At 62.0% G+C, this 22,667-nt stretch carries 26 protein-coding genes; 8 read left to right on the top strand and 18 right to left on the bottom strand.

Annotated features, from left to right (window positions below):
- Window positions 1–103 precede the first annotated feature (103 nt).
- A complete protein-coding gene (locus A7D21_RS14670) occupies window positions 104–1,990 on the top strand; it encodes a DEAD/DEAH box helicase (RefSeq protein ID WP_069552000.1) in 1,887 nt (628 codons plus the stop codon).
- A 65-nt stretch (window positions 1,991–2,055) separates the two neighbouring features.
- Here the strand turns inward: A7D21_RS14670 and A7D21_RS14665 are convergent, their stop codons facing one another.
- Window positions 2,056–2,427: a nuclear transport factor 2 family protein gene (locus tag A7D21_RS14665; RefSeq protein WP_053258438.1), complete on the bottom strand. Its 372-nt coding sequence runs from the start codon at window positions 2,425–2,427 to the stop codon at window positions 2,056–2,058.
- Window positions 2,428–2,553: 126 nt separating this feature from the next.
- Between A7D21_RS14665 and A7D21_RS14660 the strand changes: the two genes are divergently transcribed.
- Window positions 2,554–3,438, top strand: a complete 885-nt coding sequence (locus tag A7D21_RS14660; RefSeq protein ID WP_053258439.1) for a LysR substrate-binding domain-containing protein — start codon at window positions 2,554–2,556, stop codon at window positions 3,436–3,438.
- Window positions 3,439–3,498: 60 nt separating this feature from the next.
- Here the strand turns inward: A7D21_RS14660 and A7D21_RS14655 are convergent, their stop codons facing one another.
- Complete coding sequence (locus A7D21_RS14655) at window positions 3,499–4,095, bottom strand: YceI family protein (RefSeq protein ID WP_053258440.1); 597 nt, start codon at window positions 4,093–4,095, stop codon at window positions 3,499–3,501.
- A 32-nt stretch (window positions 4,096–4,127) separates the two neighbouring features.
- Entirely contained in the window at window positions 4,128–4,679 is a 552-nt protein-coding gene (locus A7D21_RS14650; protein ID WP_069551999.1) for a cytochrome b, read from the bottom strand.
- Between the two features lie 273 nt (window positions 4,680–4,952).
- On the opposite strand from A7D21_RS14650, the gene A7D21_RS14645 reads away from it, so the two are divergent.
- Together A7D21_RS14645 and A7D21_RS14640 are read left to right on the top strand one after the other, a co-directional pair.
- The gene (locus tag A7D21_RS14645) at window positions 4,953–6,359 is read left to right on the top strand and encodes an adenosylmethionine--8-amino-7-oxononanoate transaminase (RefSeq protein WP_069551998.1); all 1,407 of its coding nucleotides are present in this window, start codon (window positions 4,953–4,955) and stop codon (window positions 6,357–6,359) included.
- Window positions 6,360–6,449: 90 nt separating this feature from the next.
- Window positions 6,450–7,169, top strand: a complete 720-nt coding sequence (locus A7D21_RS14640) for a 16S rRNA (uracil(1498)-N(3))-methyltransferase (protein WP_069551997.1) — start codon at window positions 6,450–6,452, stop codon at window positions 7,167–7,169.
- A 129-nt stretch (window positions 7,170–7,298) separates the two neighbouring features.
- Here A7D21_RS14640 and A7D21_RS14635 read toward each other — a convergent pair whose 3' ends face one another.
- Genes A7D21_RS14635 through A7D21_RS14625 form a run of 3 tightly spaced genes read right to left on the bottom strand, consistent with a single transcriptional unit; the run spans window position 7,299 to window position 9,828 of the window.
- Window positions 7,299–8,201 carry a transporter substrate-binding domain-containing protein gene (locus tag A7D21_RS14635; protein WP_069551996.1) on the bottom strand — a complete coding sequence of 301 codons (903 nt, stop codon included), beginning with the start codon at window positions 8,199–8,201 and terminating at the stop codon, window positions 7,299–7,301.
- A 24-nt stretch (window positions 8,202–8,225) separates the two neighbouring features.
- Window positions 8,226–8,576, bottom strand: a complete 351-nt coding sequence (locus A7D21_RS14630; RefSeq protein ID WP_053258445.1) for a RidA family protein — start codon at window positions 8,574–8,576, stop codon at window positions 8,226–8,228.
- A 10-nt stretch (window positions 8,577–8,586) separates the two neighbouring features.
- Window positions 8,587–9,828: a D-amino acid dehydrogenase gene (locus A7D21_RS14625; protein WP_069551995.1), complete on the bottom strand. Its 1,242-nt coding sequence runs from the start codon at window positions 9,826–9,828 to the stop codon at window positions 8,587–8,589.
- Between the two features lie 108 nt (window positions 9,829–9,936).
- On the opposite strand from A7D21_RS14625, the gene A7D21_RS14620 reads away from it, so the two are divergent.
- Entirely contained in the window at window positions 9,937–10,839 is a 903-nt protein-coding gene (locus A7D21_RS14620; RefSeq protein ID WP_053258447.1) for a LysR family transcriptional regulator, read from the top strand.
- A 127-nt stretch (window positions 10,840–10,966) separates the two neighbouring features.
- Here the strand turns inward: A7D21_RS14620 and A7D21_RS14615 are convergent, their stop codons facing one another.
- Window positions 10,967–11,584 carry a hemolysin III family protein gene (locus A7D21_RS14615; RefSeq protein ID WP_053258448.1) on the bottom strand — a complete coding sequence of 206 codons (618 nt, stop codon included), beginning with the start codon at window positions 11,582–11,584 and terminating at the stop codon, window positions 10,967–10,969.
- 259 nt (window positions 11,585–11,843) lie between these two features.
- Here A7D21_RS14615 and A7D21_RS14610 point away from each other — a divergent pair, with 259 nt between their 5' ends.
- Genes A7D21_RS14610 through A7D21_RS14600 form a run of 3 tightly spaced genes read left to right on the top strand, consistent with a single transcriptional unit; the run spans window position 11,844 to window position 13,904 of the window.
- On the top strand, window positions 11,844–12,410 hold the full coding sequence (locus A7D21_RS14610) for a chromate transporter (protein WP_053258449.1): 567 nt from the start codon (window positions 11,844–11,846) through the stop codon (window positions 12,408–12,410).
- Window positions 12,410–12,952 carry a chromate transporter gene (locus A7D21_RS14605; RefSeq protein WP_053258450.1) on the top strand — a complete coding sequence of 181 codons (543 nt, stop codon included), beginning with the start codon at window positions 12,410–12,412 and terminating at the stop codon, window positions 12,950–12,952. Before A7D21_RS14610 ends, A7D21_RS14605 begins: the two co-directional genes overlap by 1 nt.
- Before the next feature lie 37 nt (window positions 12,953–12,989).
- Window positions 12,990–13,904, top strand: coding sequence for a LysR substrate-binding domain-containing protein (locus A7D21_RS14600; RefSeq protein WP_053258451.1), 915 nt, complete (start codon window positions 12,990–12,992; stop codon window positions 13,902–13,904).
- 122 nt (window positions 13,905–14,026) lie between these two features.
- Here the strand turns inward: A7D21_RS14600 and madM are convergent, their stop codons facing one another.
- The 11 genes from madM to A7D21_RS14545 all read right to left on the bottom strand — a co-directional run bounded on the left by madM (window position 14,027) and on the right by A7D21_RS14545 (window position 22,451).
- Entirely contained in the window at window positions 14,027–14,791 is a 765-nt protein-coding gene (gene madM / locus A7D21_RS14595; protein WP_053258452.1) for a malonate transporter subunit MadM, read from the bottom strand.
- A gap of 1 nt (window position 14,792) precedes the next feature.
- Window positions 14,793–15,206, bottom strand: a complete 414-nt coding sequence (gene madL / locus A7D21_RS14590; RefSeq protein WP_053258453.1) for a malonate transporter subunit MadL — start codon at window positions 15,204–15,206, stop codon at window positions 14,793–14,795.
- Window positions 15,207–15,273: 67 nt separating this feature from the next.
- Window positions 15,274–16,173, bottom strand: coding sequence for a malonate decarboxylase subunit epsilon (gene mdcH, locus A7D21_RS14585; RefSeq protein ID WP_069551994.1), 900 nt, complete (start codon window positions 16,171–16,173; stop codon window positions 15,274–15,276).
- Window positions 16,170–16,766 carry a malonate decarboxylase holo-ACP synthase gene (locus tag A7D21_RS14580; RefSeq protein ID WP_053258455.1) on the bottom strand — a complete coding sequence of 199 codons (597 nt, stop codon included), beginning with the start codon at window positions 16,764–16,766 and terminating at the stop codon, window positions 16,170–16,172. Before A7D21_RS14580 ends, mdcH begins: the two co-directional genes overlap by 4 nt.
- Window positions 16,760–17,530 carry a biotin-independent malonate decarboxylase subunit gamma gene (mdcE, locus tag A7D21_RS14575; RefSeq protein WP_053258456.1) on the bottom strand — a complete coding sequence of 257 codons (771 nt, stop codon included), beginning with the start codon at window positions 17,528–17,530 and terminating at the stop codon, window positions 16,760–16,762. Before mdcE ends, A7D21_RS14580 begins: the two co-directional genes overlap by 7 nt.
- A complete protein-coding gene (locus tag A7D21_RS14570; RefSeq protein WP_069551993.1) occupies window positions 17,527–18,369 on the bottom strand; it encodes a biotin-independent malonate decarboxylase subunit beta in 843 nt (280 codons plus the stop codon). Before A7D21_RS14570 ends, mdcE begins: the two co-directional genes overlap by 4 nt.
- Window positions 18,362–18,661, bottom strand: a complete 300-nt coding sequence (locus A7D21_RS14565; RefSeq protein ID WP_053258458.1) for a malonate decarboxylase subunit delta — start codon at window positions 18,659–18,661, stop codon at window positions 18,362–18,364. The genes A7D21_RS14570 and A7D21_RS14565 overlap by 8 nt, the downstream gene beginning before the upstream one ends.
- Entirely contained in the window at window positions 18,661–19,494 is an 834-nt protein-coding gene (locus tag A7D21_RS14560; protein ID WP_069551992.1) for a triphosphoribosyl-dephospho-CoA synthase, read from the bottom strand. Before A7D21_RS14560 ends, A7D21_RS14565 begins: the two co-directional genes overlap by 1 nt.
- Entirely contained in the window at window positions 19,495–21,165 is a 1,671-nt protein-coding gene (gene mdcA / locus A7D21_RS14555) for a malonate decarboxylase subunit alpha (RefSeq protein WP_053258460.1), read from the bottom strand.
- 259 nt (window positions 21,166–21,424) lie between these two features.
- On the bottom strand, window positions 21,425–21,859 hold the full coding sequence (locus tag A7D21_RS14550; RefSeq protein ID WP_053258461.1) for a hypothetical protein: 435 nt from the start codon (window positions 21,857–21,859) through the stop codon (window positions 21,425–21,427).
- Window positions 21,822–22,451, bottom strand: a complete 630-nt coding sequence (locus A7D21_RS14545; RefSeq protein WP_053258462.1) for a nucleotidyltransferase domain-containing protein — start codon at window positions 22,449–22,451, stop codon at window positions 21,822–21,824. Before A7D21_RS14545 ends, A7D21_RS14550 begins: the two co-directional genes overlap by 38 nt.
- Window positions 22,452–22,667: the final 216 nt, after the last annotated feature.

The raw sequence follows: 22,667 nt of genomic DNA, 5'->3' as shown, positions 1-22,667 counted from the left end.
GCCAGACGCAGCAGGACCGGACGGGGTTGCGCTCCCCTAAGCGCCATTCACGCCCGGCAAGATTATCCCTTTGGGCCAAGCCCTAACTAAAACAGGATTACTCATGTCCTTTGCTTCCCTCGGTCTCTCCGAGGCTTTAGTCCGCGCCATCGAGGCAGCGGGCTATACCGAGCCTACTCCGGTGCAACAGCGGGCCATTCCCGCCGTGTTGCAAGGTCGCGACCTGATGGTTGCGGCTCAGACAGGTACTGGTAAAACCGGTGGTTTCGCCCTCCCGATTCTGGAGCGGTTGTTCCCCAACGGTCACCCGGACAAATCCCAGCGTCACGGCCCGCGCCAACCGCGCGTACTGGTCCTGACCCCTACCCGCGAACTCGCCGCCCAGGTGCACGACAGCTTCAAGCTGTATGCCCGCGACTTGAAGTTCGTCAGCGCCTGCATCTTCGGCGGCGTCGGCATGAACCCACAGGTTCAGGCCATGTCCCGCGGCGTTGACGTGCTGGTCGCCTGCCCGGGTCGTTTGCTCGACCTGTGCGGCCAAGGCAGCGTTGACTTGTCCCACGTGGAAATCCTCGTGCTGGACGAAGCCGACCGTATGCTCGACATGGGCTTTGTCCATGACGTGAAAAAGGTCCTCGCCCGCCTGCCGGCCAAACGTCAGAACCTGCTGTTCTCGGCAACGTTCTCCAGTGACATCACCGCCTTGGCCGGCAAGCTGCTGCACAACCCGGAGCGCATCGAAGTCACGCCGCCGAACACCACGGTCGAGCGTATCGAGCAACGCGTATTCCGCCTGGCTGCCAGCCACAAGCGCTCCCTGCTGGCGCACCTGATCACCGCCGGCGCCTGGGAACAAGTGCTGGTGTTCACCCGTACCAAGCACGGCGCCAACCGCCTGGCCGAGTACCTGGACAAGCACGGCCTCACCGCCGTCGCTATCCACGGCAACAAGAGCCAGAACGCGCGCACCAAAGCACTGGCCGATTTCAAGGCCGGTGAAGTGCGTATCCTGGTTGCCACCGATATCGCCGCCCGCGGCCTGGATATCGACCAACTGCCACACGTGGTCAACTTCGAGCTGCCGAACGTCGACGAAGACTACGTGCACCGTATCGGCCGTACCGGCCGTGCCGGTCGCTCGGGCGAGGCCATCTCCCTGGTTGCACCGGACGAAGAAAAACTGCTGAAAAGCATCGAACGCATGACCAAGCAGAAAATCGCCGACGGCGACCTGATGGGCTTCGATGCCAGCACCGTGGAGGCTGAGAAGCCTGAAGCGCGCGAGCGTCCGGACGTGCGTAACCCACGCAACCCACGCGGTCCGAAGGGCGATGGCCCGAACGGCGGCGGTGGTGGCGGTGGTCGTCGCGACAAGGGCAAAGACAAGGGCGGCAAAGAAAAAGCGCCGACCAATGGCCGTGGCGAGCGCCCAGCCCGCGAGCAGAAGCCACGTGAAGGCACCCCGGCCCGCGAACAGCGCCAGCCGAGCCAGCCGCCACGCGCCGCAGCCGATCGTGCTCCGGACGAGTTCCTCGACGATGACGTGGATAACTTCGGTAACCGCGTTGACTACGTGCCGCAGGCCAAACCGGCTCAGGGCCGTGGTCGTCGTCCGGGTGCTCCGGCCGCGGCTGCAGGCACCGGCGCGCCACGTGGCGGCCAGCCTCAGGGCGGTCGTCAGAACGGCCCACGCAACAGCAGCGGCGGCACCACCGGCACCCCGCCTGCCAAGCGCAATGGCCCGCGTAATGGTGCCCCGCGTGACGGTCAAGCGCGTCGCGAAGATTCGCGCAGCAACAACCGCCGCCCGGCCCGTGACGATCAGCCACGTGCGTCCGAACCTGCCGTGCAGAACCCACGCGGTGGCCCGGCGCCGAAAATCATCCACAAGGAGTCGAAAGCTGACCGCTTCCCGACACCCGAGCAGTTGGATCAACTGCCAGGCCGTCCTCGTGGTGAAAAACCAGCGCTGCTGACCCGCAACCGCTGAGTTTTCGACGCTGAATAAAAACGCCCCGACTGTTCGGGGCGTTTTTGTATCCAGCGGTCAGCGCATTAATTCGTCACTTCACCGGCCTTGTGAAACAGCTTGGCGAAGATCATCCAGCGACCCTCCACTTTCATCAAATTCAAGTAGTCGACCATCACGTTATTGAACAGGCGCAAGCGTACTTTAACGATGGCCATTTCCGCAGACATCACATCGATCATCAGCACTTCGTCAAGTTGCGGGAAACCACCTTCCTGAGGCGACTTACGGCCCTGAACCATCGTCCTGTACTCATCAAAAGGCCGCACGACCACGGTCGAATTTTGCGCGCTATACAACACGCAGCCTCGGTGGAACACTTGATCGAACGCATTCAAGTCCTGGGTTTGCAACACGTTAAAGTAGTCTTTCAGAAACGCGTGGATTTCATTAATCATGCCTAACAACTCCCGATTTTTCTGCACGGCGTTATTTAAATAAATAACTTGTCGCCATTATCGGTAGCTCACTCATTTCACGTATAGCGGCTATTATTGGGCTTTCCCGTGAAAGGAATTCACCTATTGAAGCTCCCTCCACTCGCCGCACTCCGTGCCTTCGAGGCGGTAGCCCGGCTGGGCAAGGTGAACCTGGCAGCCATTGAGTTGCACGTCACCCACAGTGCCGTCAGCCACCAGATTCGCTCACTGGAAGAGTATTTGGACATCGCGTTGGTGGCCCGCAGCGGGCGCTCCCTGGTGTTGACGGACGAAGGCCGTGTTTATGCCTACCAGATCAGGCAGGCGCTGGGCGAGATAGCAGGGGTCACAGACAAACTCGTGGCAAAGAACAAGCACCCGCAACTGACCCTGTCGGTGCTGCCCTCCTACGCCATGCATTGGTTACTTCCACGCTTGCACGACTTCATCAGCGCCCAGCCTGGCCTGCGCCTGAAACTGGAATCGTCCATGGAGTTCGCCAGCTTCGAGCAAGGCCTGATCGACTGCGCGATCCGCTTCGGCCACGGCCAATGGCCCGATATGCATTGCGAAACGCTGATGACCGACTCATTGCTGGTGGTCGCCGCGCGCACCTTCAACCACGGCGTGCTGCCCACTACACCGCAGGCCATCCTCGAGCAGCCATTGCTGCACGCCAGTGAAAGCTGGCCGACCTGGCTGGGTGCCGCCGGCGTGGAGGGGCAACGCCCTCACGCTGCGCTGGAGTTCACCGACTCGACCTTGCTGCTCGAAGCGGTCAGGCTCGGGCATGGCGTCGCATTAACCCGACGCTCGATTGCCCATTCACTGATTCAACGCGGGGAGCTGGTCAAGCTCACCGATATTGAACCGGTGCATGCTTCGCGCTACTACCTGGTCTGGCCGATGGGCACCAAGCGTTCGGCGCAACTGATAGCCCTGCACACGTGGCTCAACGAACAAGTCGCAACGTATCAAGACAGCCTATAACCCACGCACAGCAAAACGCCGACCCGCAGGTCGGCGCTTTGCGTTTGAAACAGCGAAATATTACTTCGCTTTCACACCTTCAAACGTCACGTACAGCTCAACGGTGTTGGACGCTGGGCCCAGGTCCATCTGCTTGCCGAAGTCCTGGCGGTTGAAGCTGGTGGTGCCTTCAAAGCCGGCACGGTAGCCGCCCCATGGATCCTTGCCTTCACCCAGGAAGGTGGCCTTGACGACGATCGGCTTGGTCACGCCGTGGAAGGTCAGGTCGCCGGTCACGTCGGCAGTGACTTGGCCTGCAGCATTTTTACCGGTGGTTTTAACACTGGTGGAGACGAACTTGGCATCGGCAAACTTGCCAACGTCCAGGAAGTCTTTGCTGGAGATGTGCTTGTCACGTTCGGCGTGGTTGGTGAACACGCTGGCGGTACGTACGTTGAACTCGATCTTGCTGTCTTCAGGCTTGGCGGCGTCGAAGCTGAACTTGCCGTCCAGGTCCTTGAAAGTACCGGTGATGTAGCTATAGCCCAAGTGGCTGATCTTGAAGTCAACGAAGGCGTGCTGGCCTTCTTTGTCGACAACATAATCAGCGGCCATCACCGAACCTGCGGACATCAGAGCAGAACCGATTGCCAGAGCGGCGAGCGTCTTTTTCAACATGCTTTCTATTCCTTGTGAGTCGAGGTTGAACATCAGGCTTTGCGCCCCAGCATTCGCGTCAGGGTCGCATCACGATCGATAAAGTGGTGTTTAAACGCAGCCACGCCGTGCAAACCGGCGAAAACCACCAACACCCAGGCGAGGTACAGATGCACCACGCCGGCGGTGTCTGCCTGGTCCGGTAGACCGGAAACCACGGCAGGAATCTCAAACAAGCCAAACACCGGGATACCGACACCGTCTGCGGTGGAAATCAGGTAACCGGCAATCATCACGGTTAACAGCCCGAGATAAAGGAACGCGTGGCCAAACGCAGCCCCGATACGGGTCAAGCGGCTGTAGCTGGCCAGTGGTGGCGGCGGCGGGCTGAGCAGGCGCCAGACAATGCGCACCAGCATGATGGCGAACAGCGTGATGCCAATGCTCTTGTGCAGGTCAGGCGCGTCTTTGCGCCAGGCGCTGTAATAGTCGAGACCGACCATCCACAGGCCCAGGGCGAACAAACCGAACACCACCAGGGCCACGCCCCAGTGCAAAACAATGCTGACCCAACCATAGCGGGCCGATGAGTTACGTAGTTGCATGTCCCAAATCCCGTAAGAACTGCGCCCAAGACTAGCGATTTACCTATCGAATTAAAGCGGAAAATTTCGCTTTGAAATATCGAGAAATACGATCAAGAGGTTATGCACAGTACGTTAACAATGGATTAAGGACTATTCCTTAGAAACGTGACAGTGCGTCCCGCGTTTACTGCCAATTCATCCGTAATGGGTTGTGACACTGTCTGGCATTGCATAGGCTTGCGCGATTGTTTCGCCTGCGCCGGCCGCAGGTCCGCTTCGAGGAGATAGACGATGGGCTTGAATAACCAGTGGATGCAACGCGACCTCGCAGTACTGTGGCATCCCTGCACCCAGATGAAAGACCACCAGCAATTGCCGCTGATCCCGATCAAGCGCGGTGAAGGCGTCTGGCTGGAAGACTTCGAAGGCAAGCGCTACCTCGACGCCGTCAGTTCCTGGTGGGTCAACGTGTTCGGCCACGCCAACCCGCGTATCAACCAGCGCATCAAGGACCAGGTGGACCAGCTGGAACACGTGATCCTCGCCGGTTTCAGCCACCAGCCGGTGATTGAGCTGTCCGAGCGCCTGGTGGCGATGACGCCCGACGGCCTGACCCGTTGCTTTTATGCCGATAACGGCTCTTCGTGCATCGAAGTCGCACTGAAGATGAGCTTTCACTACTGGCTCAACCGTGGCCTGCCGAACAAAAAACGCTTCGTCACCCTGACCAACAGCTACCACGGCGAAACCATCGCCGCGATGTCGGTGGGCGACGTGCCGTTGTTTACCGAAACCTATAAAGCCCTGCTGCTGGACACCATCAAGGTGCCGAGCCCGGATTGCTACCTGCGCCCCGAGGGCATGAGCTGGGAAGAGCATTCACGCAACATGTTCCTGGCCATGGAACACACCCTGGCCGAAAACCACGACAGCGTCGCCGCCGTGATCGTCGAGCCGCTGATTCAGGGTGCCGGCGGCATGCGCATGTACCACCCGGTGTACCTCAAGCTGTTGCGCGAAGCCTGCGACCGCTATGGCGTGCACCTGATCCACGACGAAATCGCCGTCGGCTTCGGCCGTACCGGCAGCATGTTCGCCTGTGAACAGGCCGGCATCCGCCCGGACTTCCTGTGCCTGTCCAAGGCCCTCACCGGCGGCTACCTGCCGCTGGCCGCCGTGGTCACCACCGATGACGTCTACGACGCGTTCTACGACGACTACCCGACCCTGCGCGCCTTCCTGCACTCCCACAGCTACACCGGCAACCCGCTGGCGTGCGCGGCGGCCCTGGCGACCCTGGATATTTTCGAAGAAGACAACGTCATCGAAAACAACAAGGCCCTGGCCCAGCGCATGGCCACCGCCACCGCGCACCTGGTGGACCACCCGCATGTGTCGGAAGTGCGCCAGACCGGCATGGTGCTGGCCATCGAGATGGTCCAGGACAAAGCCACCAAAACAGCCTACCCATGGCAGGAGCGCCGCGGGTTGAAGGTGTTCGAACACGCCCTGGAACGCGGTGCACTATTGCGGCCGCTGGGCAGTGTGGTGTATTTCCTGCCGCCGTATGTGATTACGCCGGAGCAAATCGACTTTTTGGCTGAAGTGGCCAGTGAAGGCATCGATATTGCGACCAACAGTCAAGTCAGCGTGGCAGTGCCGAAGGACTTCCACCCAGGCTTCCGAGATCCAGGTTGATTGCATTCACTCAACTGATCGGGTGCCGGGTTACCGCCATCGCAGGCAAGCCCGGCGCCCACAGGTTTTGTATTTTTCCAGAGAACCGAAATGAGACTGTCCCGCTTTTTTACCGATACCCCGCTGAGCCTCGGCGAGCACGAATTGCCCGAAGCCCAGGCGCATTACATCAGCCGCGTGTTGCGCATGGGCGAAGGTGATGCCGTGCAACTCTTCGACGGCTCCGGCCATGAGTTCCTGGGTACGTTGCTGGAGGTCGGTAAAAAACGCGTCACCGTGCAACTCACGGAACGCTTCGCGGGCCAGACCGAATCCCCGCTGCACATCCACCTCGGCCAGGGCCTGTCCCGGGGCGAGCGCATGGATTGGGCGATTCAGAAAGCCACCGAACTGGGTGTGAATGAAATCACGCCGATTTTCAGCGACCGCTGCGAAGTCCGCCTCAAGGACGAGCGTGCCGACAAACGCCTGCTGCACTGGCGCCAAGTGGCGACCAGCGCCTGCGAGCAATGCGGCCGTTCAACGGTGCCGGTGATTCACCCACCGCTGCTGCTGGCGGACTGGTTAAAACAGGCCGAGGCGGCGTTGAAACTGGTGCTGCACCCGGTGGCCGCGCCGATGATCAGCCACGCCAAGCCGGCCAGCCTGGCCTTCCTGATCGGGCCTGAAGGTGGGTTGACCGACGCAGAAGTCGCCACCGCCCAAGCTGCCGGCTACCACGCCGCCCGCCTCGGCCCGCGCGTGCTGCGCACCGAGACAGCGCCCGTGGTGGCACTGGCCGTCGCGCAACAGCTCTGGGGCGACTTCTAACCTCGCTGGGTAACCCCATTCAACGGTGGGAGCGGGCTTGCTCGCGAAGGCGCTGGATCAGTTGGCCTGTTTATCCACTGACACACTGCATTCGCGAGCAAGCCCGCTCCCACATTTCGGATGGGGTTGTCACTCCACCGGATCACTGACCGGCTTGGCAATAATCGCCTTCAATTCGGCGGTCATCGGGAACTCCAGGTTCAAGCCCTTGGGTGGAATCGGCTGTTCAAACCAGCGCTGGTAAATCCCATTGATCTCCCCCGTACGGTACAGGTCGCCGAGTGTCTCGTTGACCAGCGCGAGAAACTGCGGGTCGTCCTTGCGCACCATGCAGCTGTAGATTTCCCGCGATTGCTCCTTGCCCACCACCGCCCAGCGGTGCGGGTCCTTGGCCTTGGCGCGCTCGCCGTAGAGCAACGCATCGTCCATGTAGAACGCCACCGCACGGCCGGTCTCGAGCATCTTGAACGCTTCACCGTGGTCCTTGGCGCTGATCACGAACATGTTGGCTTTGTGTTCGGCGTTGTAGCTTTTTAGAAAACGCTCGTTGGTGGTGCCGGCGGTAGTCACCACGTTCTTGCCCTTGAGGTCCTCAAAACCCTGGATGCCGCTGTCCTTGGCGGTCAGCAACTGGCCTTTCACATAGATAAACCCGTAGGAAAATGCCACCTGCTTCTGCCGTTCGGCGGTGACGCCGGTAGAGCCGCATTCCAGGTCCACGGTGCCGTTCTGCACCAACGGGATACGGGTTTGCGAGGTCACCAGGTTGTACTTCACATTGAGGTTCGCCACGCCGGTTTTCTGCTGGATGCGCTCAACGATCTTGTTCGCCAACTCCACCGAATAGCCCATGGGCTTGCCGCTGCTATCGCCCACGTAGGAAAACGGCACCGACGCATCGCGATACCCCAACGTGATGGCCTTGGCACTGGCGATCTTGCTCAACGTGCCGTCCAGCGGCGCGTCATTCGCCTGAACCTGTGCGCCAAACACCAGCGCCAGGGTGCAGCCGGTCAACAGGATTTTTTTCATTGTTATTCTCCGTGGGTCTTGCGGTTATTTACGTGCAGCAATCACGCTGATTTCCACCAGCACTGTCGGGCGCGCCAGTTCTGCCTGCAAGGTGGTGCGCGTCGGCGCCATGCCCGGTGACAGCCACGCCGCCCACACCTGATTCATCGGCGCAAAACCGGCGCCGATGTCTTTCAGGTAAATCGTTGCGTTGAGCAGGTGGTCCTTGTCGCTGCCCGCCTGAGCCAGCAAGGCATCGACCTTGGCCAGCACCTCATGGGTTTGCGTGGCCACATCCTGGCCCTCATCCGGCACCTGGCCCGACAGGAACACCAGATCCTTGAAGGTGACGGCCCCAGAAAGGCGTTCGTTGCGGCTGATTCGGTTGATGGTCATGGCGTTATCCTCAAGCGGCGCTGGGCGTCAGGCCCTGCATATCAATGGAAGGAACGTGCTGGCCGATCAACTCGGCGAGCAGTTGGCCGCTGCCACAGGCCAGGGTAAACCCGAGCGCGCCGTGGCCCAGGTTCAGCCACAGGTTGCGGTACGCACTGGCGCCGATCAGCGGCACGCCGGTTGGCGTGGCGGGGCGCATACCGGCCCACTCGACGGCGCGGGTGTAATCGCCAGCACCGGGAAACGTCTCGAGTGCCTGGCGTTTCATCAGTGCCAGGCGCTTTGGCTCAAGGCGCGCATCAAAGCCGACGATATCGACCATGGCCGCCACCCGCAGCTGCTCGCCGATGCGCGCGTAGACGATCTTGCGGTCATAGTCGGTGATGCTCACATTCGGCGCCTGATGCTGCGCGCCAATCGGCACGCTCAGGCTGTAGCCCTTAAGCGGGTAAAGCGGCAGCGACAACCCAGGCAAGGCCAATTCAGCACTGCGATACCCGGCCGCCAAGACCAGTTGCTCGACCGCCATCACCTCATCGCCGAGCACCACAGCCTGCACCACACCGTCGGCGTGACGCAGGCCAGTGACCTTCTGCCCGAGCAAAAAAGTGCAGCGCCCCGAGGCCTCAAGCCGCGCCGCGAGCCGCCGGCAGAAAGCATGGCAATCGGCGACTTCTTCACTGGGCGTATAGATGCCACCGACAAAACCACCGCTCGCCAACGCCGGCTCCAGACGTGCGCAATCGGCGGCCGACAGCACCTGCTGTTGCCGGGCATCGGTGACCTTGCTGCGCGCCTGCTCAAAGGTGCCGGCGCGGCGAAAGGTCACCAGTTTGCCGTTGCGCCGCCAGTCGAAGCCGTCGAGGTGGTCAGCTTCTCGCCATTGCTCCAGGGTGGCCTGGCTCAAGGACGCCAGGCGCAGCAGGTGGGCGGCATTGCGTTGATTCACCGAGCCACGGCAGGCACCGATAAAGGCTGCCATCCAGCGCCATTGCTGCGGGTCGAGCCGGGGCCGCAATGTTAACGGCGAGTCACCGCGCAACAGCCAGCCAATGGCTTGCAACGGTACGCCGGCGTCGGCCAGCGGCGCCACATAGCGGTAGGACAGTTGCCCGCCGTTGGCGAAACTGGTCTCGCGGCCCACGGCGTCGCGCGCGTCAATCACCGTCACCGTATGGCCGGCGCGCACCAGGGCGTACGCACTCGCCAAGCCGATGACGCCACCGCCGATGATGCAAACCCGCTTGGCCATTCCCGCCACCTGCTTTTGAATTAACTGGGCTCAAGCGTAGGGCCAGGTGACAGGCCACCGACAATGAATAAAGATGGGCCACCTATAAACAAAGGTTATGGACGTGCCATGCGCTTGCGTCATATCGAAATTTTCCAGGCCATCCGCCAGACCGGCTCTGTCAGCGCTGCCGCGCAGTTGCTGCACGTTTCGCAACCGGCGGTGACCAAGGTGCTGCAGCACGCCGAGCTGCAACTGGGCTTCCCGCTGTTTCTGCGGGTGCGCGGCAAGTTGCTGCCCACCCCGGAAGCCCTGGCGCTGGAGAGCGAAGTCGAGAAAGTCACCGAGAGCCTGCAAGGTGTGCGACGCCTGGCCAAGAGCTTGCGCCGTGAGCCTGGGCAAAGCGTGCGTATTGGGGCCATTCCGGCGCTGGCCTTGTCACTGCTGCCACCGGCGATTCTGGAGTGGACGCGCGACTACCCGAACATCGCCTGCGAGCTGTCCAGCGACCATAGCCGCGAGTTGGTGCAGAAGCTGTTGATGCGCGAGATCGACCTGGCGCTGACGCTCAACTTTTCCGGCCATCCCGGTTTGACCACACAAGTGCTGGCCAATGGGGTGTTGGTGGCATTGGCCTCGAAGGGTTATTGGCCAGACGCCGAGTTGAGCCAGGCATTGCCGCTGGCAGCGCTCGCCGGCGCGCCAATGGTTGGGCTGTCCAGTGCTGATCCGCTGGCGGCCAAACTCGACAGTTACCTGGAAAACGTCGACCCGGCGCCTCGGGTGACGATCTCGGTGCAAACCTATTCCCTGGCGCGGGCCATGGTCGAGTCAGGCGCCGGGCTGACCGTCATCGACCCGTTCACCGCCTTGGGCGCCTCAACGGCCACCACCTGCATCCGCCCGCTCACCCCGCCGCTGCCGATCACCCTGTACGCCCTGACCCGTGCTGACGAGCCGCCGCCGCATATGCTGGCGAACCTGCTGCAGATCTTCGGCAAACGCGCGCGTGAACTGCTCGAACGCTTGTGAGAACACTACCAATCTAATGTGGGAGCGGGCTTGCTCGCGAATGCGGTGGATCAGTTAGCCTATTTATCAACTGACACACTGCCTTCGCGAGCAAGCCCGCTCGCACATTTTTTAACCGCGTCGCCTGTTACAGCACGTAGTGCATGATCGCCACGAAGTGCAGCAGGCTGCCGCCGATCACGAATAGATGCCAGATCCCATGGGAATGGCGCAGGCGATCCTCCAGGGCAAAAAAGATGATGCCGACGGTGTACAGCACGCCGCCCGAGGCCAGCCAGACAAACCCCGCCGTGCCCAGCGCAGCCAGCAACGGTTTGACGGCCACCAGCACGATCCAGCCCATCACCGCGTAGATCACAATCGACAGAATCCGCGCCTCGGAGCGTGGCTTGATCTCTTGCAGGATGCCGATCACCGCCAGCCCCCACACAATCCCAAACAGTGTCCATCCCCACGGCCCGCGTAGCGTCACCAGGCAGAACGGCGTGTAACTGCCGGCAATCAGCAGGTAGATCGAAAAGTGGTCGACCTTCTGCATGATCGCTTTTCGTCGCCCCTGCACGCTGTGATACACCGTGGAGGCGCTGTACAGCACCAGCAGCGTAAAACCGTAAATCGCTACGCTGACAATCTTCCAGGGGCTGCCGTCCAGGCTCGCCACCACCAACATCCATACTGCGCCGATAAAAGCTGCAACCGCCCCGGCCAAATGGCTCCAGGCGTTGAAACGTTCCCCGTGATACATGTGTCACTCACCTCGAATAACCGTTACCACATGGTTTTACTACCTGCATTCTGACGCGCCGGGCGGCCAGACAGGTAACAACCTTTCTTCATTTGCCCAAACGTACACGCCGATAGATGATTCGCTTCTTCCTGTGGGCGCTGGCTTGCCTTCAATCAGCCGCTGTCAGTCTGCGTGATGGGCTGACACACCGCTATCGCCGCGATGCAGCGACCCGACAAGCCAGCGCCGATACAACAGCAGCCTATCGGTATTGCCCGTGCACGAGCTTGAACCCGCCCCGCCTCATCCCAGCCTATGGCAGTTGTTTTACAACTTTGCCATGGTCGGCCTGTTCGGCTTTGGCGGCGTCATGCCGTGGGCGCGGCAGATGATGGTTGACCAGCGCGGCTGGGTCAGCGAACAAGGCTTCAATGAGCTGCTGACCACCGGGCAATTCTTCCCCGGCCCCAATATCGCCAACGTGGGCATCATCTACGGCCGGCGCCTGCATGGCTTGCCGGGTGCCATTGTGACCGTGTGCGGGCTTTACCTGTTCCCCTCGTTGATCACCGTGCTCGCCGGTTTCGCCTATGCCAAGTGGTGGAGCAATGACGTGGTGCAGCAGATCTTCGGCGCCGTCATGCCGATTGCCACCGGCCTGATGCTCGGCACCACGCTGCGCCTGCTCAAGGCCATGCCCAGAACGATCGCCAACTACAGCGCCTTTGTGTTGACCTTCGTCTTGATGGCGGTCTTCGTGCTGCCATTGTGGATGGTGCTGCTGATTGGCATCCCCAGCTCCCTGGCCTTGAGCTTTATCCGCTCGAACAAGGGGGCTGGCTGATGCAAACCGTGCTGCTGCACCTGATGATTCAATGCGCGCTGTGGTCACTGATGTCGATTGGCGGCAATACCGTGGCCATCAGTGATATCCACCGCTACACCGTCGTCGATATGCACTGGATCACCGATGCGCAATTCGTCGCATTCTTCGCCCTCTCCCAGGCACTGCCGGGGCCTAACGGGATGTTCCTGGTGTTTATCGGCCAGCAGGCGGCGGGCCTGCCCGGCGCGCTGGTGGCACTGACCGCCAAACTGGTGCCTTGCTCGGTGCTGACCTATGTCGGCGCCGGCTGGCTGGAACGCCACACCCGGACGCCGTGGGTGCAACGCGTCAAGCGTAGCCTGCTACCGCTGTCGATTGGCCTGATTCTCGCCTCCACCTACATTCTGATGAACAGCCTGGAAAACAACGCGACCAGCCTGGTGCTGACCCTGGCCAGCGCCGCCGTGGTGTATTACACGCGGCTGAACGCGATCTGGCTGATCATCCTCGGCGTGGTGATCGGCCTGTGCAGTTCATGGCTGGGAGCGAGCTGGTTTTAGGGGCACAATCGACGGCATTCGAACCCGAGCCACCGCCATGTTGATCGACGAAGAATTCACCCTCAAGAAGTTGGAAATCTTCCTGGCGTTCATGCGCACCGGCAACCTGGCCCGCGCCGCCGCCGAGCTGCAAACCAGCAACGTCAGCGTGCACCGCGCGATCCACTCGCTGGAAAACGCCCTGCGTTGCCCGCTGTTCAAACACGAAGGGCGCAACCTCACCCCGCTGGAAAGCGCCTATGTGCTGGAGGAGCGCGCGCAAAAACTGGTGGCCGACGTGGTCGACAGCGTGCGCCTGACCCGCGAAGCCGCTGGCTTCTCGGCCGAACGCTTCAAGCTCGGCTCGCTGTATTCGCTGACGGTCAAGACCGTGCCACAGCTGATCATGGGCCTGAAAATCCGCCGCAGTGAACTGAATATCGACCTGATCCTGGGCTCCAACTTCGACCTGCTCTACAAGCTTAAGAGCATGGAAGTGGACGCAATCCTCATCTCCCTCGACGAACACGCCAACGACCCTGACTGCGCGCAGATCGCGCTGTTCTCCGATGACATCTTCCTCGCCACCCCGGCCGATTCACCGTTCGACCGCGAGCAGGAAATCGACCTCGCCGACGTGCGCGACGCCACCTTCATTACCCTCACCCAAGGCTTCGCCACGCATCAGGATGGCAACCGCGTGTTCAAGCAGGCGGGGTTTGAGCCGAAGGTGGCCATGCAGGTGAATGACATTTTCACCCTGCTGAGCATGGTCAGCTCAGGCGTGGGTTATGCGTTGCTGCCGGGACGGATTGCGGCGGTGTATGAAAACCGCGTGAAGCTCATACCGCTGCAACCTCGGTATCGGATGCAGCAGCAGATTGGTGTGATGTTTCTCAAGGCCAAGGAGCGCGACCCGAACTTGCTGGCCTTGTTGGCGGAGTGCCGGATGTACGCCAATCGGCAGGCTTGAGACCGCCATCGCAGACAAGCCAGTTCCCACATTTTGACCGAGTACCAACATGAGAACGCGGTCAAAATGTGGGAGCGGGCTTGCTCGCGAAGAGGTCAGAGCAAACACCCTGAATTACCGGGTCAGCCAACAATCCCACGCACGATGAAATAGAGCAACGAAGGCCCCAGCAAGCACCCAAGCCCGGTATGGAACGTGGCCGTCAACGCGCCATACGGCACCAACCGCCGATCCGTCGCCGCCAGGCCTGCGGTCACGCCGCTGACCGTCCCGGCCAACCCACCAAACACCATCGCCGAGCGCGGGTTATCCAGGCCCATCCAGCGCGCTGCGACGGGTGTGCCGACCATCACCAGGATCGCCTTGATCAAGCCGGTGGCAATCGACAACGCCATCACATCCGACGTCGCGCCAATCGCCGCACCGGTCACCGGGCCGACGATGTAGGTCACGGCGCCGGCGCCAATGGTGGTCATGCTGACCGCATCGCGATAACCAAACGCCCACGCCATGCTCGCGCCGACGATAAACGGCAGAATCGTGCCAAGCAGCAAGGCAATCACCCCGATCAAGCCGGCTTTGCGCGCCTCAGTGGCTTGCACTTCAAAGGCCGTGGCGACAATCGCAAAGTCGCGCAGCATGGCGCCGCCCATCAACCCGATACCGGAGAACAGTGCCACATCGGCCAGGCCTTTTTGCCCACCGGTAAGCGTGCCGCCGACCCAGGCCAAGACCAGGCCGATGACAATCGCAATCGCCGAGCCATGAATGCGCCCGAAGGTCAGGCGCTTGGACAGCACCACAGAAATCCACATCACCACGCCGACGAACGCAAAGGCGGTGACCAGGCCGTTATGTTCCAAGCCTTTTTCGATGAGGTCCCACATATCAGCGGCCTCCCACAACAGGTGTCGGCGTAATCAGCGGTTCTTCAGCGGGCAAGGGTTCGCCCTTGTGGGTGCGGCTGATCAGCGCGATGGTGCAGCCACAAACGACCACAGAACCGATCGCCGCGAGCACCGCGACCGGGCCGCCGTGCAGGGCGGTGACCACGTTTTGTTGCGCGGCCATCGCGACGACCACGGGGATGTACATGGCGCCCCAGAAGCCGACGCCCATCTCGCACTCCTTGGTCATGCCACCGCGCTTTTGCATCCACAACCGCGCGCAGATCAGCAGGATCATGGCGATGCCCACTCCGCCCACGTTGGATTTGACGCCGAGCAACACGCCCAGCATATCGCCCATGATCACGCCCGCGAGCGTGCAGATCGCCAGCAATGCCACACCGTAGATAATCATTGTTGTTGTCCTCAAAGTGCTCGATCGAAATTGTTGTTTTTGTGCTTCGAAAGCCTTGGGTGGAGCTTTATCGGTGGCGGCGTTCCTCCTCTTGCAGCAGGGCCTGCAAGGTGTCCAGGCGCGCGCCTTCACAGGCGATCACCGTGCCTTGTTCAAACACGCGGCGTGACAGGCCGGTGAGCACCGCGCCCGGCGGCAGTTCGATTTGCAGGCGCACGCCGCGCTCGTAAGCGCTTTGCACGGTGCCGCGCCAGTCGACGACGCGGCACATGTTGAAAGCCAGGTCGTCGCGCAGGTGTTCCGGGTTGTGGATAGGCCGCGCGCGGGTGCTGCTCAGGTAGGTAATGCGCGGGGCCTTGAGCGTGACAAAGGCTTCGGCCAGTGCCTGCGCGGGCGCTTCCAGCAGCGCGCAATGGGACGGCACGCTGACGGCCAGGCGCTTGGCGACGCCGTTGCCTTTGAGGCGCTCGGCAACCCGCTGCATCGCCGCGTCGCTGCCCGCGATGACGGTTTGGTTGTCGGCGTTGATATTGGCCAGGTACACCGGCGTTTTTGCGCTGTGGATATCGGCCAGCAACGTTTCGACGGTGGATAACTCAGGGCCGATCAGCGCGGTCATGCCGTAGCCCTGTGGATAAGCGTTTTGCATCAGTTCGCCGCGCAGGCTCACCAGCTTTACCGCATCAGCAAAGTCCAGGGCACCGGCGATGACCGCTGCCGGATAGGCGCCGATGGACAGGCCCGCCACGTAATCCGGCGTGTGCTGCAACTGGCGTGCATGGGCGACGCCGACGATCAGCAGGCAGAGCTGAACGGCGCGGGTGCTCGCCAAGGCGTGCGCCGAGTCGAGCGGGCGAACGTCTTCACCCAAGGCGTCACTGGCTTCTTGCAAAATGTCCGCCGGCAACGCCTGGAGCATGCCTGCGCGTTGGGCGCCCTGCCCCGGAAACACCAGGAGGCTGCTCATGCCACGGCCTGCCACGGGTCGAGAACCAGGAGCGCGCCGCCGGCGGTTTTCAGCAGCACACGGCGTGATCCACCGGCCCATTCGCGCAAGGCTACCGCACCGAATGGGGTTTGCAGCTGCAGGTCCACGGCACACGGCGCCGTGTCCAATTGCGCCAGCAATGCTCGGGCGTCCTTGCGATCAAGCGGCTGCGGGGCGAGCAGAATCAAATCCAGATCGCTCAGGGCATGCAAAGCTTGGATGCCGCTCGCCAATTCAAAGCCGGCACTGCCGCTCACGCCCCACTCTTGCGGTGCCAACAACGGCCGCAGTTGATCAAGTGCGCGCAACGCCGGCACATCCCGTGGCGAGCTCACATCGCGCAGGGCTTGCGGGGTCACTCGCCGTTGCACGGCAGCCAAGGGCATCTGCGTGGCAAAACGCTGCTCGCGCCGTTGCCCACGCACGCCGACCGCCACATAGCCGGGCTCGGCAATCGCGCGACGCACCACCACCGGGTGGCCGGCGCCCACAGCGTCCATCACCCACGCCGGGGAATCGGCGGGCAGGTGCGCCGGGGTCATGCCCCAGAGCAGATCGTGGGCGTTCACCATTGCTCCCGCAGCAACTGGCGCACGTGGCTGGAGGCGGCGCGATGAGTGGCGCCCAAACGCCCTGTTAAATCAGGGCCGTCGATATCGTTGATGGCGTGCAGCAGGCAATCGCTGACCCGCACCACATCGTCCGCCGTGGGCTGTTCAATCTGGCTGACCGACAAGGTCTCCCAGAGCAAGCCGAGGCTGGCATAGCTGTCGATGTCATACGCCATCGGCGGCACACTGGCGGCCAGGGCTTCCAATTCCTCGACGCTGCGCAGGGTCACCCGCGCCGCCGAGGCTTTGCCCATGGCGTGCACCATCACGCCGGGGTCACGCAAGGCGATCAGGCGGTTGGCCTGGTAGCCGTGGGCGAGGAACGCGCCGGACATCGCCTTGCCCACCAGCAGAGCAATCACCGGGTGCCCGGCCAGCCGGGCGCGGGCATAGCTGTCGGCGGCGGCGGCCAGGGCCTGGTGAATGCCGAGGGCTTCTTCGCGACGGCCGTAGGCTTGGCTGGGCACATCGACGATGGCGATGATCGGGCGTTTGTCGCCACGGGCGATGGCGTCGTCCACGGCCTTGGCCAAGCCCCAGCCTTCGAGCAGGCCGACTTCGCCATTGCGCGCACGCGGGAAGCGGTTTTGGGCGTCGGTGACCACGGCGATGAAGCGCACCGCGTGTTCAGCCAACGCGCCGTCGGCGACTTTCAACGAGGCCGGCAAACCGTCCACGGGCGTGGCGCCGTTGCTCAATGCGTTGAACCACTGCAAGCCTCTCATGAGCGGTCTCCTTGATACAGGTCGCGAACCGTGGCCGCGTCAATTTGCGGCGTGGCGTCCAGCTCGGTCAGGCGCTTCAGGTAGAAATCGAGCTGACGGCTGCGCGGGTGTTCGGGCAAGCCTTGTTGCAACAGCTCAGTGACGGTCTGCTGGATCTGCGCCACATCGTCCGCCACATAACGGTCGGCCAACCCGCTGTTAAAGCGTTGCTCGCCGCCGGTCAGGCTCCAGATAAAGGGACGGTCGCGGGAGTCGTATTCTTCCAGGCCGGCTTCCTGCTCGATCACCTGCGGGCCATTCAGGCCCAGGCGTGCTTCACGGGTGACGACGAGGTAGCTGCACAACCCGGCGGCGATGGACATGCCGCCAAAGCAGCCGACGCTGCCCGCCACCACGCCGATCACCGGCTGGTACTGGCGCAGGTCGACAATCGCCGCGTGGATATCGGCAATCGCGGCCAGGCCAAGGTTGGCCTCCTGCAAGCGCACGCCGCCGGTTTCCAGCAGCAGCACAGCGCGGGTCGGGATGCCCTTGCGGTTGTCTTCGGCGGCCAGCTCCAGCGCACCGGCGATTTTCGCGCCGCCGACCTCACCCAGGCTGCCACCTTGAAAGTTGCCCTCGATAGCCGCAACCACCACCGGCAAGCCCGCGATGCTGCCCTTGGCGATCACCACACCGTCATCCGCCTGAGGCACCACGCCTTGGCGGCTGAGCCACGGCGACATCACGCGCTGGAACGGGTCGATCAGCTCGCGGTAAGTGCCGGCGTCCAACAAGGCCTTGGCCCGTTGCCGCGCACCGAGTTCGACAAAGCTGTGTTTGCTGAGCAAGTCAGTCATGGCCGATCTCCTCGAAACCCTGCTCCAGGCGCAAGCGCACCACGCCGGGGGTGGCGCCGAAATCGTGGATATCAATCTTCAAGGCTGGCGGCATCTGTTCCTGGAAGATTCGCTCAAACAGATGCTGCCAGCGTTGTTCAGCGCCGTTTACCGAGGTCTGCACCTGGATGGTCAGCGTGCCGGGCGTGCCAGGCTCCAGCAGCACTTCCAGGTCGCCGGAGCCGACGCAACCCACCAGTGCACGGCCTGTCGGCGGCTGCCCGGCGGGGAATTCAAAAGATAAGGTTTCCATCACAACGCTCCGTCGAGGCGGTCGATAAACAGGCAGGCGGCCAACAGGTCGGCGGCGCCGCCGGGGGAGGCATTCAGGGCCAGCAGTTGTTGGTCCAGCACGTGCAGTCGGCGGCGGCCGGCGAGGCTTGCACTGCCGCCCGCGTCCAGCACCGCTTGGGCGCCGTGTTGCATAGCGTGCAGGCCCTCGGTGCCTGCGCGGTAGAGCACGCAGGTGTCCGCCAGGTCGGTCATGATCGCGAGCAAGGCGTCCAGGCGGGCGTTCTGTTCGCCGACATTTTGCTGACGACTTTTGCGCAGTTGCGGCAGGCCGCGCTGCACAACCGAAGGGAAGCCCAACTGGGCTTCTTCACGGGCACCGCGTGCGCCGTAGCGTTGGGCAACCTGGGCGCCGTGGCTCAGCGGTTGGGGCGCGTAACGGTCGTTGAGCAAGGCCAGTCTGGCGGCATTCAGCGTGATGGCGCGTGGTTCCAGGGCCGCCGCTGCGGTCAGCAAACCGAGCGCCCAGATCGCACCGCGGTGGGTGTTCACGCCGGCGGTGGTGGTGAGCATGGCTTGCTCGCCTTCGCGGCCAATCCGCCCGAGGGCTTCACGCAGGGGCAAACCGACTTCACCGAACTCAAGCGCGGCTTGCGCCATCTCCTTGAACATCGGCCACAGCGACAGTGCCGACGCGTGCATCAGGCCCAGGTGTAAATCGCGATGGGCGCCATTGCCGCGACGGTCGACCAAAGCGGGTTTTGGCGACAAGTCCGCCTCATCGATCAGCGCGTCGACGGCCATGTCCGCCAGGCGATCGGCGAGGCTCAGTTCATGCAGTTTGAGGGCGCGCATTTACCAGCTCCTGAACTTGGCGGGCGGGTTGTACAAGCCACCGGACCACTCCACCAGGTCGGCCACGCTCTTGGCGGCCAACAGTTCGCGGGTGGCGTCGGTGCGGCGGATACCGAGGTCTTCGGGCAAGGCGATCAAGCCTTCGCGGCGCATGCGCGCAGTGTCCTTGGGGTTGTGGCGCAAGCCGATGGCGGTGACACCAGCAACGGCGGCGATCATCGCTTGGCGCTCTTCCAGGGAACGCGCCTTGTACAAGTAGGCGATGCCTTCTTCGGTGAGCAGGTGGGTGACGTCGTCGCCGTAGATCATGATCGGCGCCAGGGGCATGCCGCTTTTGCGCGCGACGTCCACCGCGTCGAGGGTTTCGACGAAGGTCGGTTTGCCGCCTTCCTGGAAGGTCTCGACCATTTGCACCACGAGTTTTTTGCCGCGTTCGAGCAAAGCCTCCGGCGCGTCATCGTGGCGCATATCCAGCCAGGCCGGGGTGCCATGCCGACGACCACGCGGGTCGTGGCCCATGTTCGGCGCGCCCCCAAAACCCGCGAGGCGGCCACGGGTCACGGTGGAGGAATGCCCATCACCGTCCACTTGCAAGGTGGCGCCGATAAACAGGTCCACCGCGTACTGGCCGGCCAGTTGGCAGAACATGCGGTTGGAGCGCATCGAGCCGTCGCGGCCGGTGAAGAACACATCCGGCCGTGCGGCGATGTAGTTTTCCATGCCCAACTCGGTGCCGAAGCAATGCACACTTTCGACCCAGCCGCTTTCGATCGCGGGGATCAGGGTTGGGTGTGGGTTGAGGGTCCAGTTGCGGCAGATTTTGCCTTTAAGGCCGAGGGACTCGCCGTAGGTGGGCAGGATCAGCTCGATGGCGGCCGTGTTGAAACCGATGCCGTGGTTGAGCGACTGCACATTGTGTTTTTCGTAGATGCCACGGATCGCCATCATCGCCATCAGCACATGCACCGGCTTGATGTGGCGCGGGTCGCGGGTGAACAGTGGCTCGATGTAGAACGGCTTGTCGGCCACCACCACAAAATCCACCCAGCTGGCGGGGATGTCGACGCGCGGCAAGTCAGTGACGTCGTCCACCAACTGGTTGACCTGCACGATGACGATGCCATCACTGAAGGCGGCGGGTTCGATCAGCGCGGGAGTGTCTTCGGTGCTGGCGCCGGTGTAGATATTACCGGCGCGGTCGGCCATGAAACCGGCCGAGAGCACGACGTTGGGAATCAGGTCCACCACCAGGCGGGCATAGAGTTCGATGTAGGTGTGGATCGCGCCGATTTCCAGCAGGCCGTCTTCCAGCAGTTGGCTGATGCGCAGGGATTGGGTGCCGGCGAAGGAGAAGTCCAGCTTGCGCGCGATGCCCTTTTCAAACAGGTCCAGGTGCTCGGAGCGGCCGACGCTGGGCATGATCATGTGCAAATCGTGGAGCTTGGCCGGGTCGGCCTTGGCCAGGGAGCGCGAGAGGAAATCGGCTTGCTTCTGGTTGTTACCCTCCAGCACCACGCGGTCGCCAGGCAGGATCAGCGCTTCGAGGGCCTCGACGATCTTGTCGCTGGGCAACACCGCCCCGTCTGCGTATTTTTTGACCAGCCCGAGGCGCCGCTGCTTCTCGTCGCGCCGCCGCGTCCAGCGCGAGTCGGGGGTGATGGTTGTTGTCATGGTCGCTCCACGGGGTTTGCTGTCGTGGGCTTACCTTAGGAGTGAATCCGGGGGGCATCAATCAAGCCCGACGGCGGATCGTTACGGCTGGAGTAACGGATCATCAGCAAACGCTGAGTTCGAGCCGACTGAAGATTAAAATGTGGGAGCGGGCTAGCTCGCGAATGCGGTGGGTCAGTTACACATGTACCGACTGACACCCTGCATTCGCGAGCAAGCCCGCTCCCACATTTGTTCGGTGGTGTTCAGAAGAATCACGTCATTGCCACTGATGGACAGCCAACACGTCTTCCACTTTATTCAGCAGTGTTATCGCGCCATCCATCAACTGCCCCAGCAGCGCCTCATCCTCATTCATATACCCTTCGTACTCCGCGAGGTTTCGGCGCTCATGGCACAGCGCTAATAACCTCACCTGCACCTTGTTCGCGTCGGCGGAGTGAATCAGACATTGAAAGACCAAATAGCGTTTGTCAGAACGATAGCCTTGCAAACGCAAGGCCGTGAGCGCGATGGCGTGGGCAGCGTTGTATGCCAGGTCGAAACGACTGGCGAACGACAACAGTGGGTTGCCCGCATCCCTTAATCGGTCCCGGGCCGAGCGCATCAGTCCATCACACTCCTTGCGATCCGGCGGCTCTGCCTTCAAGCCACCGCTACGTTGCAGGTTCTCCAGGTTTGCCTTGCTGTCCATCCGTGGATTCCAGGGGGTTGCCCCCCATCAGATTGATCTTGTCCTGCTGCACGACCCGCTGTACAAAACTGTTCCCGGCATTCCATTTGCCGATCCAGTCTTCGAGGGTGTAAAGCGTCGGGTTGATGGTGCGGCCCAGTTGCTCTTCCAGCGGCATGAGCTGCTCCATGACTTCACTGTAGTTGAGGCTTTCACCTATCAGCATCAGATCTATGTCACTGGATGAGTGCGCCTCGCCCTTGGCGATGGAGCCGTAGATGAACGCCCACGTCAGTTGCTCGGCGAAAGGCGCCAATGCATTGCGCAAGGGTTCGTCCAGACTCAGCGTCTTGCGCACGATAGCCAACAACTCCGAGTAAATCGGGCACTGGGGATTGGCTTGGTAGTGGGTCTGGTTGCCCTGGCGCGTCATGCTCAAGATGCCCGCCAACTGCAACCGCTCAAGTTCGCGGGTGAGGCTGCCCTTGCCCACTTGGGCCCAGCGGGCTATTTCGTTGGTGAAGAAACTTTGATCGGGCTTGCCAAAAAGCAGGCCCAGCACTTTTTGCTGGGTGACGGTGAAGAGTGCAGTGCTGAGCGGCAAGGTTTGCATGGCGGCGGCCAAAGAGTCCCAAAAAGGGAACGATAGGTCCCTTTTTGGGAACGATCAAGTTTTAAGCGGTTGGGTATAGGAAACCATCAATCAGCAAATACTGGATTCGAGCCGAATGAAGATCAAAATGTGGGAGCGGGCTTGCTCGCGAATACGGTGGGTCAGTCAGCACATCTACAACTGATCCACCGTATTCGCGAGCAAGCCCGCTCCCAC

Origin of the sequence: Pseudomonas sp. AP19, from assembly GCF_001728855.1 — a bacterium.
GTDB classification, from domain to species: domain Bacteria; phylum Pseudomonadota; class Gammaproteobacteria; order Pseudomonadales; family Pseudomonadaceae; genus Aquipseudomonas; species Aquipseudomonas fluorescens.
This window is presented reverse-complemented; position numbering and strand designations above follow the sequence as displayed.

Coding starts and splice junctions, on each gene's coding strand:
- A7D21_RS14670 (WP_069552000.1), top strand. CDS start 104: ATGTCCTTTGCTTCCCTCGGTCTCTCCGAGGCTTTAGTCCGCGCCATC.
- A7D21_RS14665 (WP_053258438.1), bottom strand. CDS start 2,427: ATGATTAATGAAATCCACGCGTTTCTGAAAGACTACTTTAACGTGTTG.
- A7D21_RS14655 (WP_053258440.1), bottom strand. CDS start 4,095: ATGTTGAAAAAGACGCTCGCCGCTCTGGCAATCGGTTCTGCTCTGATG.
- A7D21_RS14650 (WP_069551999.1), bottom strand. CDS start 4,679: ATGCAACTACGTAACTCATCGGCCCGCTATGGTTGGGTCAGCATTGTT.
- A7D21_RS14645 (WP_069551998.1), top strand. CDS start 4,953: ATGGGCTTGAATAACCAGTGGATGCAACGCGACCTCGCAGTACTGTGG.
- A7D21_RS14640 (WP_069551997.1), top strand. CDS start 6,450: ATGAGACTGTCCCGCTTTTTTACCGATACCCCGCTGAGCCTCGGCGAG.
- A7D21_RS14635 (WP_069551996.1), bottom strand. CDS start 8,201: ATGAAAAAAATCCTGTTGACCGGCTGCACCCTGGCGCTGGTGTTTGGC.
- A7D21_RS14630 (WP_053258445.1), bottom strand. CDS start 8,576: ATGACCATCAACCGAATCAGCCGCAACGAACGCCTTTCTGGGGCCGTC.
- A7D21_RS14625 (WP_069551995.1), bottom strand. CDS start 9,828: ATGGCCAAGCGGGTTTGCATCATCGGCGGTGGCGTCATCGGCTTGGCG.
- A7D21_RS14620 (WP_053258447.1), top strand. CDS start 9,937: ATGCGCTTGCGTCATATCGAAATTTTCCAGGCCATCCGCCAGACCGGC.
- A7D21_RS14615 (WP_053258448.1), bottom strand. CDS start 11,584: ATGTATCACGGGGAACGTTTCAACGCCTGGAGCCATTTGGCCGGGGCG.
- A7D21_RS14605 (WP_053258450.1), top strand. CDS start 12,410: ATGCAAACCGTGCTGCTGCACCTGATGATTCAATGCGCGCTGTGGTCA.
- A7D21_RS14600 (WP_053258451.1), top strand. CDS start 12,990: ATGTTGATCGACGAAGAATTCACCCTCAAGAAGTTGGAAATCTTCCTG.
- madM (WP_053258452.1), bottom strand. CDS start 14,791: ATGTGGGACCTCATCGAAAAAGGCTTGGAACATAACGGCCTGGTCACC.
- madL (WP_053258453.1), bottom strand. CDS start 15,206: ATGATTATCTACGGTGTGGCATTGCTGGCGATCTGCACGCTCGCGGGC.
- mdcH (WP_069551994.1), bottom strand. CDS start 16,173: ATGAGCAGCCTCCTGGTGTTTCCGGGGCAGGGCGCCCAACGCGCAGGC.
- A7D21_RS14580 (WP_053258455.1), bottom strand. CDS start 16,766: ATGGTGAACGCCCACGATCTGCTCTGGGGCATGACCCCGGCGCACCTG.
- mdcE (WP_053258456.1), bottom strand. CDS start 17,530: ATGAGAGGCTTGCAGTGGTTCAACGCATTGAGCAACGGCGCCACGCCC.
- A7D21_RS14570 (WP_069551993.1), bottom strand. CDS start 18,369: ATGACTGACTTGCTCAGCAAACACAGCTTTGTCGAACTCGGTGCGCGG.
- A7D21_RS14565 (WP_053258458.1), bottom strand. CDS start 18,661: ATGGAAACCTTATCTTTTGAATTCCCCGCCGGGCAGCCGCCGACAGGC.
- A7D21_RS14560 (WP_069551992.1), bottom strand. CDS start 19,494: ATGCGCGCCCTCAAACTGCATGAACTGAGCCTCGCCGATCGCCTGGCG.
- mdcA (WP_053258460.1), bottom strand. CDS start 21,165: ATGACAACAACCATCACCCCCGACTCGCGCTGGACGCGGCGGCGCGAC.
- A7D21_RS14550 (WP_053258461.1), bottom strand. CDS start 21,859: ATGGACAGCAAGGCAAACCTGGAGAACCTGCAACGTAGCGGTGGCTTG.
- A7D21_RS14545 (WP_053258462.1), bottom strand. CDS start 22,451: ATGCAAACCTTGCCGCTCAGCACTGCACTCTTCACCGTCACCCAGCAA.